Origin of the sequence: Massilia aurea, from assembly GCF_014200505.1 — a bacterium.
Classification (GTDB): Bacteria; Pseudomonadota; Gammaproteobacteria; order Burkholderiales; family Burkholderiaceae_D; genus Telluria; species Telluria aurea_B.
Genome location: NZ_JACHBX010000004.1, coordinates 346905 through 359774, shown reverse-complemented (window position 1 = coordinate 359774; position 12870 = coordinate 346905). Strand labels below are relative to the sequence as shown.

Genomic DNA, 12870 nt, shown 5'->3' with positions numbered 1-12870 from the left:
GGACGGCACAGCCGTCCACCCTACGTTCCGATGCACTGCGTAGGGTGGACGGGCTCCCCGTCCACGCGTTCAACGCACGGCGTCGTGCCACTGATCGCGGATCGCTCAATGCCGCGGTTATTCGTCCACTGCGCGCTTCTGCACCAGCGTCAAAATGTCATAACTGGCCACCAGCTCATCGCGCTGGTTGGTCACCTGCACATCCCACGCCACCACGCCCTGCCCTCTACCCTGCTCGTCCGTCCGGTTGCGATCGACCTTGCGCTTGCAGGTCAGGCGCGCGCGGATCGTGTCGCCGATTGCCACCGGCGCCACGAAGCGCAGGTTGTCCAGGCCATAGTTGGCCAGCACCGGCCCCGGTGCGGGCGAGACAAACAGGCCGGCCGCCGCCGACAGCACGAAGTAACCGTGCGCGATGCGCTGCCCGAACTGCGTGTCCTTGGCCGCGATGGCGTCGAAGTGCATGTAGAAGTAGTCGCCCGAAACGCCGCCGAAGTTGACGATGTCCGCTTCGCTCACCGTGCGCCGGTGCGTCAGCAGCGAGTGCCCGACTTCCAGGTCCTCGAAATGCCGGCGGAACGGATGCAGGTCGCTTTCCTTGACCGCGCCGCCGCGCACGTATTCGCCCGTGACGGCGCCGAGCATCGTGGGCGAGCCCTGCACCGCCGCGCGCTGCAGGAAGTGCTTCACCGCGCGGATGCCGCCCAGTTCTTCGCCACCACCGGCGCGCCCCGGCCCGCCGTGTTTCAGTTGTGGCAGCGGCGAGCCATGGCCGGTGCTGTCCACGGCCGCCTCGCGATCAAGGATCAGCACGCGGCCATGCGACGCCGCCACGATCGGCACCGCGTACGCGGCCAGCGCCGGGTCCTTGGTCGCGAACGTGGTGACCAGGCTGCCCTTGCCGCGTGCCGCCAATTCGAGGGCTTCGTCAATGTCGTTGTAGGTCATCAGGGTGCTGACCGGGCCGAACGCTTCCACGTCGTGCACGGCATCGTTGACCATCGCATTACGGCATAACAGCAGCGTCGGCGAGAAGAAGGCGCCGCTGGCGACGTTTTCGCCCACCGGCTTGAACCCGTCGCGTGCACCGAACAGCACCTCGTTGCCGCGCGCGAGCAGCTCGACCCGCGCGCTCACGTCGCGGTGCTGGTCCATCGACGCCAGTGCGCCCATGCGTACGCCCTCCACGTTCGGGTCGCCCACCGTGATCTTCGCCAGCCGCTCGCGCAGCCGCTCGCCGACCGCGTCTACCAGCGCTTCCGGCACGATCACGCGCCGGATCGCCGTGCACTTCTGGCCCGCCTTGCCGGTCATCTCGCGCGCGACTTCCTTGATGAACAGGTCGAACTCGGGATCGGAAGGCAGCACGTCGGGCGCCAGCACCGCGCAATTGAGCGAGTCGGCTTCGGCGGTGAACGGCACCGAGGCGCGGATCAGGTTCCCGTTCGCGCGCAGCATCGCGGCCGTGTCGGCCGACCCGGTGAACGTGACGGCGTCAAAGCCGCCGAGGCGATCGAGCAGGTCGCCCGTGCTGCCGATCACGAGCTGCAGCGCGCCATCGGGCAGCAGGTTCGAGTCCACCATCATCTTGACCACTGCGTGGGTCAGGTAGCTGGTGGCGGTGGCCGGCTTGGCGATGCACGGCATCGCGGCCAGGAAACTCGGCGCAAATTTTTCGAGCAAGCCCCAGATCGGAAAGTTGAAGGCGTTGATGTGCACCGCCACGCCGCCGCGCGGCACCAGGATGTGGGTGCCGGCAAAGCCGCCCCGCTTGCCCAGCGCGATGGCCGGACCTTCGTGCAGCACATTCGACGACGGCAGCTCGCGCGAGCCCATGCTGGCGTAGGCGAACAGCGTGCCGATGCCGCCTTCGACATCGACCCAGCTGTCCTGGCGCGTCGCGCCGGTCAGGTGCGAGATCGCATACAGTTCTTCCTTGCGCTCTATCAGGTACAGCGCGAGCGCCTTCAGCGCCGCCGCGCGTTCCTGGAACGTCTGGCGCATCAGCGTCTTGACACCCGTCTTGCGCGCAAAGGTGAGCGCTTCGTCAAAGTCGATCTTCTCGGCGTGCGTGTGATAGATCAGGGTGCTGTCGAGCGCGCTGTGCAGCGGCGTGTGCGAGGCGGCGCCGTGCCAGCGGCCGGCGATCAGGCTTTGCAGTGTCGGGATGTGGCCCATGTAATCTCCAGTAGGTTCAGGACTTCGGCGTGTGCAGCGCGCTCGTGTCGAATGCAATGCGGCCACGGTCCGGCGCCACGGCGGTGTCGGCATCGACTTCGCGCATCGTCTGCAGCGAGCGCACGGCCAGCTCGTGGTACTGGCGCGTGCCGAAACTCTTCCACGCGACGTCGTCGTCGCTCAAGGCGCGCACCACCTTGGCCGGCGTGCCCATGACCATCGAGCGCGGCGGGATCACCATCCCCGCTTTCACAAAGCTCATCGCGGCGACGATCGATTCCGCGCCGACGACCGCCTTGTCCATCACCACCGCGTTCATGCCAACCATCGCATTGCGTCCCACGCGGCAGCCATGCAGCACGGCGCCGTGGCCGATGTGGCCATCGACTTCGACGACGGTGTCTTCCAGCGGAAAGCCGTGCATCACGCACGAATCCTGCAGGTTGGCCCCTTCTTCGAGGATCAGGCGCCCGAAGTCGCCGCGCAGGCTTGCGCACGGGCCGATATAGCAGCGCGGGCCGACGATCACGTCGCCGATCAGCACGGCGGAAGGATGCACGTAGGCGCTCGGATGCACAACAGGCCGCACACCATCGATTTCATAGACTTTGACCATTCGGCTAGACCCGCTCGACGATCAGGGCGATGCCCTGGCCAACACCGATGCACATCGTGCACAGCGCGTAGCGCCCGCCGGTGCGGTGCAGCTGGTTCACGGCGGTCATGACGAGGCGCGCACCGGACGCGCCCAGCGGGTGCCCCAGCGCGATCGCGCCGCCGTTCGGGTTCACGTGAGTCGCGTCGTCCGGCACGCCCAGGTCGCGCAGCACGGCCAGGCCCTGCGCGGCAAAGGCCTCGTTCAATTCGATCACGTCCATCTGGTCCAGCCTCAAGCCCGTTTGCGCCAGCAGCTTCCTGACGGCGGGCGCCGGGCCGAAGCCCATGATGCGCGGCGCCAGGCCGCTTGTCGCCATGCCGATCACGCGGGCGCGCGGCGTCAAGCCGTGGCGCGCCGCAGCCTCGCCAGAGGCCAGCAGCAGCGCGCAGGCGCCGTCGTTCAGGCTCGATGCATTGCCGGCGGTGACCGAGCCGTCCGGGCTCACCACGCCCTTCAACTTCGACAGCGCCTCGATACTGGAATCGGCGCGCGGCTGTTCGTCGGTGTCGACGATGCGCGTTTCCTTCTTGCCCTGGAGCGTGACCGGCACGATCTCGTCCTTGAAGACGCCAGCGGCATGCGCCTGCGCCCAGCGCTGCTGGCTGCGCAGCGCGAACGCGTCCTGGTCAGCGCGGCTGACATTGAATTCGCGCGCCACGTTTTCGGCCGTTTCGGGCATCGAGTCGATGCCGTACTGCGCCTTCATGCGCGGATTGACGAAGCGCCAGCCGAGCGTCGTGTCCTCGATTTTTGCGGCGCGAGAAAACGCGCTGTCGGCCTTGCCCATGACGAACGGCGCGCGTGTCATGCTTTCGACACCACCCGCGATCACCAGGTGTGCTTCGCCGGCCTTGATCGCGCGCGCGGCGGTGCCGATGGCGTCCATACCCGAGCCGCACAGGCGGTTGATCGTGTTGGCCGGCACGTCCTGCGGCAGCCCGGCCAGCAGTGCGGCCATGCGGCCGACGTTGCGGTTGTCTTCGCCCGCCTGGTTGGCGCAGCCGTAGAACAGGTCGTCGACCTGGGTCCAGTCCACGCTGGGGTTGCGGGCCATCAGCGCGGCGATGGGCAGCGCGGCCAGATCGTCGGCGCGCACAGTCGAGAGCAGCCCGCCGTAGCGGCCGAAGGGTGTGCGGATGGCGTCGCAGATGAAAGCGTCAAGCATGCTGGTTTCCTTGTTCATTGTTTGGGACGGCCGTCGACCACGCGCCGGGCCTTGCCGGTCAGCGTGCGCTCGATGCCTTGCGGCGGCAACAGGCGCACGCGCGTGGTCACGCCGACATAGGTCTTGATGCAGTGCTGCAGTTCGCGCGCCTGCACCTCGATGGCGTCAGGCGGGAGCAGCGTATCGCGCAGCTCGCACAGCACCTCGAGCGTGTCGAGGTGGCCGTCGCGCGCCACGACCAGCTGGTAGTGCGGCGCCAGTGCGGGCATGCGCAGCACCAGCTCCTCGATCTGGCTGGGGAACACGTTCACGCCACGGATGATCAGCATGTCGTCCGAGCGCCCCGTGATGCGGCCCATGCGGCGCATCGCGCGCGAGGTCGGCGGCAGCAGGCGTGTCAGGTCGCGTGTGCGGTAGCGGATGATCGGCAGCGCTTCCTTGGTCAGCGACGTGAATACCAGCTCGCCCTCCTCGCCATCGGGCAGCACCTCGCCCGTGTCGGGGTCGATGATCTCGGGGTAGAAATGGTCTTCCCAGATCACGGGGCCATCCTTGCTCTCGATGCATTCGCTGGCCACGCCCGGGCCCATCACTTCGGACAGGCCGTAGATATCGACCGCATCGATGCCAGCGCGCGTCTCGATCTCGCGCCGCATCGCGTCGGTCCACGGCTCGGCGCCGAAAATGCCGACCTGTAGCGACGATGCTGCCGGGTCCAGCCCCTGGCGCGCGAATTCCTCGACGATGTTGAGCATGTACGACGGCGTGACCATGATGATCGACGGCTTGAAGTCGCAGATCAGCTGCACCTGTTTTTCGGTCTGCCCGCCCGACATTGGCACGACCGTGCAACCGAGACGCTCGGCGCCGTAGTGCGCGCCCAGGCCGCCGGTGAACAGGCCGTAGCCGTAGGCGATGTGTACCAGGTCGCCCTTGCGACCACCGGCAGCGCGGATTGAGCGCGCGACGATGTTCGCCCAGGTGTCGATATCGTTCTGCGTGTAGCCGACCACGGTGGGCTTGCCGGTGGTGCCGGACGAGGCATGCACGCGCACCACCTGCTCGCGCGGCACGGCGAACATGCCGAACGGGTAGTTGTCGCGCAGGGCTTTCTTTTCGGTGAACGGAAATTTCGCCAGGTCGGCCAGCGTCTTGAGATCGGCCGGATGCACGCCTGCGGCGTCGAACGCGGCGCGGTAGTGCGGCACGTTGTCATATGCGTGCTGCAGCGTCCATTGCAGCCGTTGCAGTTGCAGCGCCTGCAGTTCGTCGCGGCTGGCGCGCTCGATCGGTTCCAGGTCGCCCGGTGCGGGAAGGTGTTGGACCATCTGTCGACTCCTTGTGGTTCAGGCGTCCACGGGCGCCACGGTGCCGCCGATGCGATGCGATTTGCCACGAAACAGCGCGATGGTGCGCCCGTCCGCGGCCTTCACCGTGACGTCGTAGACGCCGGTTTTGCCCTGCAGCGCCTGCTCGGTGGCTTCGGCCACCAGCACGTCGCCCGCGCGGCCAGGGGCGAGATAATCGATCGTGCAGCCGGCGCCCACGGTGCTGAGGTTGTGCGAGTTGCAGGCGAAGGCAAAGGCGCTGTCGGCCAGCATGAAGATGTAGCCGCCATGGCAGGTCGCGTGCCCGTTGAGCATATCGGCGCGCACGGTCATCGTCATGCGCGCATAGCCGGGCCGGATGTCATCCAGCACCATGCGCAGCGCCTGGCTGGCCGGGTCGCGTTCAAACATCGTGCGCCCGGCCAGCTCGGCCAGCGCCTGTGCGTTCTGATCCTGACCATCATGCATGAAAGCGCGCTCCCTGCGGATCGGCAGCCAGCTTGCGGCGCAGTAGCGGCGAGACGCGGTAGCGGTCTTCGCCATACGTCGCGGCCAGATTCGACAGAACGCTCACGACCTGCCCCATGCCGATCGCATCCAGCCAGGCCAACGGTCCGCGCGGATAATTCACGCCCTTCTGCATCGCGATGTCCACGGCGCGCGCGCTGCACACGCCCTGGTGGACGGCATCGGCCGCTTCGTTGGCCAGCATCGCCACCGTGCGCATCACGGCCAGGCCCGGGATGTCGTCCAGGCGCGTGACGACGAAGCCGGCAGCCTGGAACAGGCCGACTGCCGCGCGCCATGCGTCATCGCTGCAACCGTCGGCGCGCGCAAGCGCGATGCGCGGCGCCTTGGCAGCGTCGAACAGCAGGTCGAACACGATCGTGTCACGCCCGTTATCCGCCTGCGCGCGCTCGGTGGCACTGCGCCCGTCAGTGAGATGGATCGCCGCGCCGCCGCAGTACAGGCCCGGCGCCGCTTCGATCTCGGTCAGCTCGATGCCGGAAGCCTTCAACCGCGCGACGAGCGCATCGACGCCACCAGGCGCGCCCGCGTACTTGATCGCCGCCGGCCGATCGCTGGGAGCTTCGGACTGAACAACCGGCGTTTCCGCCCCGTCGCCATAGCGATAGAACCCGCGCCCCGTCTTGCGGCCCAGATAACCCGCGTTGACCAGCTCCTGCTGCAGCACCGATGGTGTGAAACGCGGGTCGCCGAAGTACGCCGCGAACACCGACTGCGTGACCGAGAAATTGACGTCGTGACCAATCAGGTCCATCAGCTCGAAGGGGCCCATGCGAAAACCGCCGCACTCGCGCATGACGGCGTCGAGCGTGGCAACGTCGCCCGCCTGTTCGAGCAGCAGGCGCAGGGCTTCGCCATAAAACGGGCGCGCCACGCGGTTGACGATGAAGCCGGGCGTCGACTTGGCGTGTACGGGGCTTTTCCCCCATTTTTCGGCGGTCGCATAGACGACCTGCGCGACCTCGCGCCCCGTCGCCAGGCCGCTGACCACTTCCACCAGCGCCATCAGCGGCGCCGGATTGAAGAAGTGCATGCCGACCAGGCGTTCGGGATGCGCCAGCTGCGCGCCGATGGCCGTGACCGAGATCGATGACGTGTTGGTCGCCAGGATGCAGTCGCTGGCAACGACGTCTTCGAGTGCGGCAAACAGCGCGCGCTTGACCTGCAGGTCTTCGACGATGGCCTCGATGACGAGCACCGCATTGGACGCTTCGTGCAAGGCATCGATGCGGCGCAGGCGCTCGCGCGCGAGATCGGATTCGACGGCGCCCATGCGGCCCTTGGCAACCAGGCGCGCATAGGTGGCGCCGATCTGTGCGATGGCCTTGTCGGCGGCGCCGGTGCGGGTATCGAACAGCAGGACCTGATGGCCGGCCGTGGCCGCGACCTGGGCGATGCCGGCGCCCATCGCGCCGCTGCCGATGACGGCAATCGTCGAATGCGGTGGCAGTGACTGCATCCCTACTCCCCCTTGAACTGCGGCGAGCGCTTGGCCAGGAATGCGGCGACGCCTTCGCGGTAGTCGTGGCTGTTACCGAGTTCGCGCATCATGTCGGCTTCGAGCTGCAGCTGCTGTTCGAGCGTGTTGGCATAGCTGGCCTGGAAGGCACGCTTGGTGAATGCCAGGCCCTTGGTCGGCGCGGCGGCAAAGTGCTTGGCCATGGCCAGGGCTTCGTCCATCAGCACGTCGTCCGGCACGCAGCGCCAGATCAGGCCCCAGGCTTCGGCCTTTTCGGCACTGAGTTTTTCGCCCAGCATGGCCAGGCCCATCGCGCGCGCGGGGCCGATCAGGCGTGGCAAATGCCAGGTGCCGCCGGTGTCCGGGATCAGGCCCAGTTTGCTGAAGGCTTCGATGAAGCTGGCCGATTTCGCGGCCAGCACGATGTCGCAGGCCAGCGCCAGGTTGGCCCCGGCGCCGGCGGCCACCCCATTGACGGCGCAGATGACGGGCATCGGCAGGTTCTTCAGCGTCAGCACGAGCGGCGCATAGAACTCCTCGACCGACGCGCCCAGGTCGACACTCGGGGCGCCCGGATCGACGGCGCGGTCGGCGAGATCCTGGCCCGCGCAAAAGCCGCGGCCGGCGCCGGTCAGCACCAGCACGCGCACGGACTGGTCGGCCTGCACGCGCGTGAGCGCATCGCGCACCTCGAGGTGCATGGCGCGCGTGAAACTGTTGAGGCGATCGGGGCGGTTCAGGGTCAGGACGGCGACGCCGCCTTCTACCTTGAACTGGATGCTGTCGTAGTTCATCGTGGTCTCCGTTTTTGTTCTGGTTGCGCGGTTATTCGGCGATATCGAAATCCACCACCACCTTGTCAGTCACCGGAAAACTCTGGCAGCTGAGCACGAACCCGCGTGCGACTTCGTAGTCTTCCAGCGCGTAGTTCACGTCCATCTCCACTTCGCCATCAAGTACCTTACAGCGGCAGGTCGAGCACACGCCGCCCTTGCACGAATAGCGCATGTCGATGCCCGCGCGCAGACCCGCGTCCAGCAGCGATTCGGTGTCCCGGTCCATCGTGAAGCTGGCGGCGCTGCCGTCCATGATCACGGTCACTTCGGTGTGCTGGCGCGCGCTGGCGGCAACCGCGCGCGGCGTGCGCTCGCGGGTGGGCGCGCTCGCGGCAAACAGCTCGATGCGGATCTGCTCTTTCGCCAACCCGGCCGCCTGCAGCGCGCGTGAGACGCCATGCATCATGTCTTCGGGCCCGCAGATGAAGGCGACGTCGATCGCCTTGATGTCGATCCACTGGCGCAGGAACTGCGTGCACTTGTCTTCGGTGATGCGCCCGTTGAAGAGTTCAATGTCCTGCTGCTCGCGGCTCATCACGTACACCAGCCGCAGGCGGTCCATGTACTGGTCCTTGAGGTCGGTGAGTTCGTCGCGAAACAGCACGCTCGACGAAGCGCGGTTGCCGTAGACGATCGTGAAGCGGCTGCCCGGTTCGGTCAGCAGCGTGGTCTTGACGATCGACAGGATCGGCGTAATCCCGCTGCCGGCGGCAAACGCCAGGTAGTGGCGAGCGCTGGCCGCGTCGAGCGGTACGTTGAAGTTGCCGCTCGGTGGCATGACGTCGAGCTGCGCGCCCGGTTGCAGGCTGTCGTTGGCCCAGCTGGAGAACTGACCGCCGGGCGTACGCTTGATCGCCACGCGCAGCTGCTCGTCCTGCACTGCCGAACAGATCGAGTACGAGCGGCGCACGTCCTCGCCATCGATCGTGGCGCGCAGCGTCAGGTACTGGCCCTGACGGAAGGCGAAGGTCTCTTTCAATGCCGGCGGCACGTCGAACGTCACGCACACGGCGTCGCGCGTTTCGTGTTTCACCTTGCTGACGGTGAGAGGATGGAATTGGCTCATGCTGGGCTTTAATGACACTTGAAGTAATCGAACGGCTCGCGGCAATCCAGGCATTTGTAGAGCGCCTTGCATGGGGTCGAGCCGAACTCGCTGGTCAGTTGGGTGTGCGCCGAACCGCAATGCGGGCAGCTCACGGCCGGCGCGGCGCGGCGGCGGATGCCGGCATGCAGGCCGCTGATGTCAATCGCCTGCTGCACGGGCGGCGCGATGCCGTAGCCGGTGAGTGCGGCCTTGCCGGCAGCGCTCATCCAGTCGGTGGTCCAGGCGGGCGCCAGGCGAGTCGCGATGCGCACGCGCTCGAGGCCATGCGCGCGCAGTGCGTCGACCACGCTGTCGGCGATCACGGTCATGGCGGGACAGCCCGAATACGTCGGCGTGATCGTGACCACCCACGTGTCGTCGTCCAGCGCCACGTCGCGTACGATGCCCAGGTCGACGATCGAGATGACGGGGATTTCCGGATCCGCGACCTCGCCCAGCCAGGCCCAGACCTGCCCGACCGACACGGCCAGCGCAGTCATCACCAGGCCGCGCCCGGATAGGCGCGCTGCAGGAACTGCATCTCGGCCAGGATGAAGCCGAGGCGCTCGCTGTGCCGGCCCTGCTTGCCGCCGCGCTGCATCCAGGCGTCCGGCGATGGCATGGTCAAGGTGGCTTCGGTGAATATGTCGGCCAGGTGGTTCAGGTAGGCTTCACGCAGCGGCCCGACGGCCGGCGCCACGCCCTCTGCCACCATCGCCTCGTCGACCGCGTCGTACAGGAACATCTCGCCGCTGTACATCCACAGGTCGTCCAGCGCGGTCTGCATCATCGCGTGGCTGGTGGCCGTGCCGTCACCCAGGCGCACCACCAGGTCGCCGCTGCGGCGCAGGTGGTACGTGACTTCCTTGAGCGACTTGGCCGCAATCTCGACGATGCGTGGGTCGCTCGAGCGGGTCAGGCCATCCATCAAGAAGTAATGCCACGCGTCGAACAGGAACTGGCGCATGACGACGTCGGCATAACTGCCATTGGGCTGCTCGAGCAGGATGCAGTTGCGGTACTCGCCACTGTCGCGCAAAAAAGCGAGACGGTCTTCGTCGCGGCCCTGGCCTTCGAGTTCGGCGGCGTACGAGAGCCACATGCGGGTCTGACCCAGCAGGTCGAGCGCCACGTTCGACAGCGCCATGTCTTCTTCGAGTGCCGGCCCCTTGCCGCACAACTGGCACAGTTGCTGCGACAGGATCAGGGCGTTGTCGCCCTGGCGCAGCAGGTAGTCGATTTTTGCATCCATGGGATTGGTCTCCGGCGCGCTCACAGGTTCTTGACTTCTTCCGGCATCGGGAAGAACGTCGGGTGGCGATACACCTTGCTGTTTGCTGGCTCGAATAGCGACGATTTATCGGCCGGGCTGCTGGCGACGATGTCGGCGGCGCGCACGACCCAGATCGAGACGCCTTCATTGCGGCGTGTGTAGACGTCGCGCGCGTTGTTGACGGCCATCTCGGCGTCAGGGGCGTGCAGGCTGCCGACGTGCTTGTGGGCGAGGCCGTGCTGGCTGCGGATGAAGACTTCCCACAGGGGCCATTCTTTGCTCATTGTTGTCTCCGTTTGGCGTGTACGTCAGTGCCAAGGTGGTTTGGACGCGTGGACGGCAGAGCCGTCCACCCTACGCAGCGGCCTGCTTGTCGGCGTGCGCCACCAGCGCGTCGCGGAACCATTCGCCATCGTCCCAGGCTTTGACGCGCGTGCGCAGGCGCTCGCGGTTGCACGGGCCGTTGCCCTTTAAAACGTCGTAGAACTCGCTCCAGTCGATCGCGCCGAAGTCGTACGAGCCGCGTTCGGCGTTCCATTTGAGGTCGGGATCCGGCACCGTGAGGCCGAGGTACTCGGCCTGGGGCACGGTCTGATCGACCATGCGCTGGCGCAGTTCGTCGTTGGAGAACAGCTTGATGCGCCAGGCGCTCGACTGCGCGCTGTTGACCGACTCGGCATCGGAGGGCCCGAACATCATCAGCGACGGCCACCACCAGCGATTGAGCGCATCCTGCGCCATCGCCTTCTGCTCAGGCGTGCCCTTCGCCAGCGCCATCATGATGTCGTAGCCCTGGCGCGCATGGAACGATTCTTCCTTGCAGACGCGGACCATGGCGCGCGCATACGGCCCGTACGAGCAGCGGCACAGCGGAATCTGGTTGATGATCGCCGAGCCGTCGACCAGCCAGCCGATCGCGCCCATGTCGGCCCAGCTCAGGGTCGGGTAATTGAAGATGCTCGAATATTTGGCTTTGCCGGCATGCAGGGCCGCCAGCAGCTCGTCGCGCGAGACGCCCAGGGTCTCGGCCGCGCTGTACAGGTACAGGCCGTGGCCGGCCTCGTCCTGGATCTTGGCCAGCAGAACCGACTTGCGCTGAAGGGTCGGCGCACGCGTGACCCAGTTGCCTTCCGGGAGCTGGCCAACGATCTCGGAATGGGCATGCTGCGAGATCTGCCGGATCAGCGTCTTGCGGTATGCTTCCGGCATCCAGTCCTTCGGTTCGATCTTGATCCCGGCGTCGATACGCGCCTGGAATGCCTGCTCGTCGGCGCTCATGTCCTGTTCTGTGCGGACTTTATTGAGGCCTGTCTCCACCATTTGTGCGTACATGGATCTCTCCCGTTGCAAAATCTGTGAGAATCATAATACGATACAAAAAATCGGAAGTACACAATAATTTTGAATCATATCGACCCACACCGTGAATGACATGACCAGCACCGAGTGGATCGCCCGCAGCCTGGCCACTGATCCGCCCCGCCACAAGTCGCTGGTAGTGACGATTTGCGGCGACGCGATCGCGCCCCACGGCGGCGCCTTCTGGCTCGGCAGCATGATCGAGCTGCTCGCCCCCTTTGGCGTGAACGACCGGCTGGTGCGCACCAGCGTGTTCCGGCTCGTGCAGGAAGGCTGGCTGACGGCCAGCCGCGAGGGCCGGCGCAGTCGCTATGCGCTGGCGCCGACGGCGTTGCCGCGCTTCGAACGCGCCAACCGCCGCATCTACGCCGCGCCCGGTCAGGACTGGGATGGCCGCTGGACGTTCGTGCTGGCCACCAACGGCAGCATCGACAGCGACCTGCGCGCGCTGGTGCGCAAGGAACTCGAATGGGAAGGCTTTGCGATGCTGGCCAGCGGCGTGATGGCGCATCCAGCGCCCGACCGAGACCTGCTGCGCGACATCCTCGCGCGCACGGGCGCCGAAGGGCGCGTGTTCGTGTGCCAGGCCGATGAGGTGCCGGACGCCGGTTCGCGCCCGTTGCCCGAACTGGTGGGCGACTGCTGGAACCTCGATGCGGTGGTGCTCGGGTACCGCGGCTTCATCGAGACGTTTGCCCCGCTGCCGGCCTTGCTGGCGCGTGGCGATGTCAGCCCGGCGCACGCGTTCGCGATCCGCACCCTGCTGATCCACGCCTACCGCCGCGTGCAGCTGCACGACCCGATGCTCCCGCTGCCCCTGCTGCCCGACCCGTGGCCGGGCGCCGACGCGTATGCGCTGGCGCGCACCATTTATCAACTGAGCCACGAACGCGCCGAGGAGCACGTGCTGGCCATGCTGCGCGTCGAGGATGCGGCCACGCCCGGGGCGGATGCGGCGTTTCGCGGCCGCTTCGGCGGGCTGGCACCACGGTAGCGCGG

Annotated in this window: 13 protein-coding genes; 1 reads left to right on the top strand and 12 read right to left on the bottom strand. The window is 66.7% G+C overall.

Annotated elements, in window-relative coordinates; all coding sequences use genetic code 11:
- Window positions 1–117: 117 nt before the first annotated feature.
- The 12 genes from paaZ to paaA form a co-directional block, all read right to left on the bottom strand.
- On the bottom strand, window positions 118–2178 hold the full coding sequence (paaZ, locus tag HD842_RS18695; RefSeq protein ID WP_183556257.1) for a phenylacetic acid degradation bifunctional protein PaaZ: 2061 nt from the start codon (window positions 2176–2178) through the stop codon (window positions 118–120).
- Between the two features lie 16 nt (window positions 2179–2194).
- Window positions 2195–2794, bottom strand: a complete 600-nt coding sequence (locus HD842_RS18690; RefSeq protein ID WP_183556256.1) for a phenylacetic acid degradation protein PaaY — start codon at window positions 2792–2794, stop codon at window positions 2195–2197.
- A gap of 4 nt (window positions 2795–2798) precedes the next feature.
- The gene (gene pcaF / locus HD842_RS18685) at window positions 2799–4001 is read right to left on the bottom strand and encodes a 3-oxoadipyl-CoA thiolase (RefSeq protein ID WP_183556255.1); all 1203 of its coding nucleotides are present in this window, start codon (window positions 3999–4001) and stop codon (window positions 2799–2801) included.
- Between the two features lie 14 nt (window positions 4002–4015).
- Window positions 4016–5329 (bottom strand): phenylacetate--CoA ligase PaaK, encoded by a 1314-nt coding sequence (paaK, locus tag HD842_RS18680; RefSeq protein ID WP_183556254.1) that lies wholly within the window; start codon window positions 5327–5329, stop codon window positions 4016–4018.
- A gap of 18 nt (window positions 5330–5347) precedes the next feature.
- Window positions 5348–5797, bottom strand: a complete 450-nt coding sequence (paaI, locus tag HD842_RS18675) for a hydroxyphenylacetyl-CoA thioesterase PaaI (RefSeq protein ID WP_183556253.1) — start codon at window positions 5795–5797, stop codon at window positions 5348–5350.
- Complete coding sequence (paaH, locus tag HD842_RS18670) at window positions 5790–7316, bottom strand: 3-hydroxyacyl-CoA dehydrogenase PaaH (protein ID WP_183556252.1); 1527 nt, start codon at window positions 7314–7316, stop codon at window positions 5790–5792. Before paaH ends, paaI begins: the two co-directional genes overlap by 8 nt.
- 2 nt (window positions 7317–7318) lie before the next feature.
- Window positions 7319–8110 carry a 2-(1,2-epoxy-1,2-dihydrophenyl)acetyl-CoA isomerase PaaG gene (paaG, locus tag HD842_RS18665; RefSeq protein ID WP_183556251.1) on the bottom strand — a complete coding sequence of 264 codons (792 nt, stop codon included), beginning with the start codon at window positions 8108–8110 and terminating at the stop codon, window positions 7319–7321.
- A gap of 31 nt (window positions 8111–8141) precedes the next feature.
- A complete protein-coding gene (paaE, locus tag HD842_RS18660) occupies window positions 8142–9218 on the bottom strand; it encodes a 1,2-phenylacetyl-CoA epoxidase subunit PaaE (protein WP_183556250.1) in 1077 nt (358 codons plus the stop codon).
- A gap of 8 nt (window positions 9219–9226) precedes the next feature.
- Window positions 9227–9739, bottom strand: a complete 513-nt coding sequence (gene paaD / locus HD842_RS18655) for a 1,2-phenylacetyl-CoA epoxidase subunit PaaD (protein ID WP_183556553.1) — start codon at window positions 9737–9739, stop codon at window positions 9227–9229.
- Window positions 9739–10491 (bottom strand): 1,2-phenylacetyl-CoA epoxidase subunit PaaC, encoded by a 753-nt coding sequence (paaC, locus tag HD842_RS18650; protein WP_183556249.1) that lies wholly within the window; start codon window positions 10489–10491, stop codon window positions 9739–9741. Before paaC ends, paaD begins: the two co-directional genes overlap by 1 nt.
- A gap of 20 nt (window positions 10492–10511) precedes the next feature.
- Window positions 10512–10796: a 1,2-phenylacetyl-CoA epoxidase subunit PaaB gene (gene paaB / locus HD842_RS18645; protein ID WP_183556248.1), complete on the bottom strand. Its 285-nt coding sequence runs from the start codon at window positions 10794–10796 to the stop codon at window positions 10512–10514.
- 70 nt (window positions 10797–10866) lie between these two features.
- Window positions 10867–11844 (bottom strand): 1,2-phenylacetyl-CoA epoxidase subunit PaaA, encoded by a 978-nt coding sequence (paaA, locus tag HD842_RS18640; RefSeq protein WP_183556247.1) that lies wholly within the window; start codon window positions 11842–11844, stop codon window positions 10867–10869.
- Window positions 11845–11944: 100 nt separating this feature from the next.
- Here paaA and paaX point away from each other — a divergent pair, with 100 nt between their 5' ends.
- Window positions 11945–12865: a phenylacetic acid degradation operon negative regulatory protein PaaX gene (gene paaX / locus HD842_RS18635; RefSeq protein ID WP_221290741.1), complete on the top strand. Its 921-nt coding sequence runs from the start codon at window positions 11945–11947 to the stop codon at window positions 12863–12865.
- Window positions 12866–12870 lie beyond the last annotated feature (5 nt).

Coding starts and splice junctions, on each gene's coding strand:
- paaB (WP_183556248.1), bottom strand. CDS start 10,796: ATGAGCAAAGAATGGCCCCTGTGGGAAGTCTTCATCCGCAGCCAGCAC.
- paaG (WP_183556251.1), bottom strand. CDS start 8,110: ATGAACTACGACAGCATCCAGTTCAAGGTAGAAGGCGGCGTCGCCGTC.
- paaX (WP_221290741.1), top strand. CDS start 11,945: ATGACCAGCACCGAGTGGATCGCCCGCAGCCTGGCCACTGATCCGCCC.
- HD842_RS18690 (WP_183556256.1), bottom strand. CDS start 2,794: ATGGTCAAAGTCTATGAAATCGATGGTGTGCGGCCTGTTGTGCATCCG.
- paaH (WP_183556252.1), bottom strand. CDS start 7,316: ATGCAGTCACTGCCACCGCATTCGACGATTGCCGTCATCGGCAGCGGC.
- pcaF (WP_183556255.1), bottom strand. CDS start 4,001: ATGCTTGACGCTTTCATCTGCGACGCCATCCGCACACCCTTCGGCCGC.
- paaI (WP_183556253.1), bottom strand. CDS start 5,797: ATGCATGATGGTCAGGATCAGAACGCACAGGCGCTGGCCGAGCTGGCC.
- paaC (WP_183556249.1), bottom strand. CDS start 10,491: ATGGATGCAAAAATCGACTACCTGCTGCGCCAGGGCGACAACGCCCTG.
- paaK (WP_183556254.1), bottom strand. CDS start 5,329: ATGGTCCAACACCTTCCCGCACCGGGCGACCTGGAACCGATCGAGCGC.
- paaA (WP_183556247.1), bottom strand. CDS start 11,844: ATGTACGCACAAATGGTGGAGACAGGCCTCAATAAAGTCCGCACAGAA.
- paaD (WP_183556553.1), bottom strand. CDS start 9,739: ATGACTGCGCTGGCCGTGTCGGTCGGGCAGGTCTGGGCCTGGCTGGGC.
- paaZ (WP_183556257.1), bottom strand. CDS start 2,178: ATGGGCCACATCCCGACACTGCAAAGCCTGATCGCCGGCCGCTGGCAC.
- paaE (WP_183556250.1), bottom strand. CDS start 9,218: ATGAGCCAATTCCATCCTCTCACCGTCAGCAAGGTGAAACACGAAACG.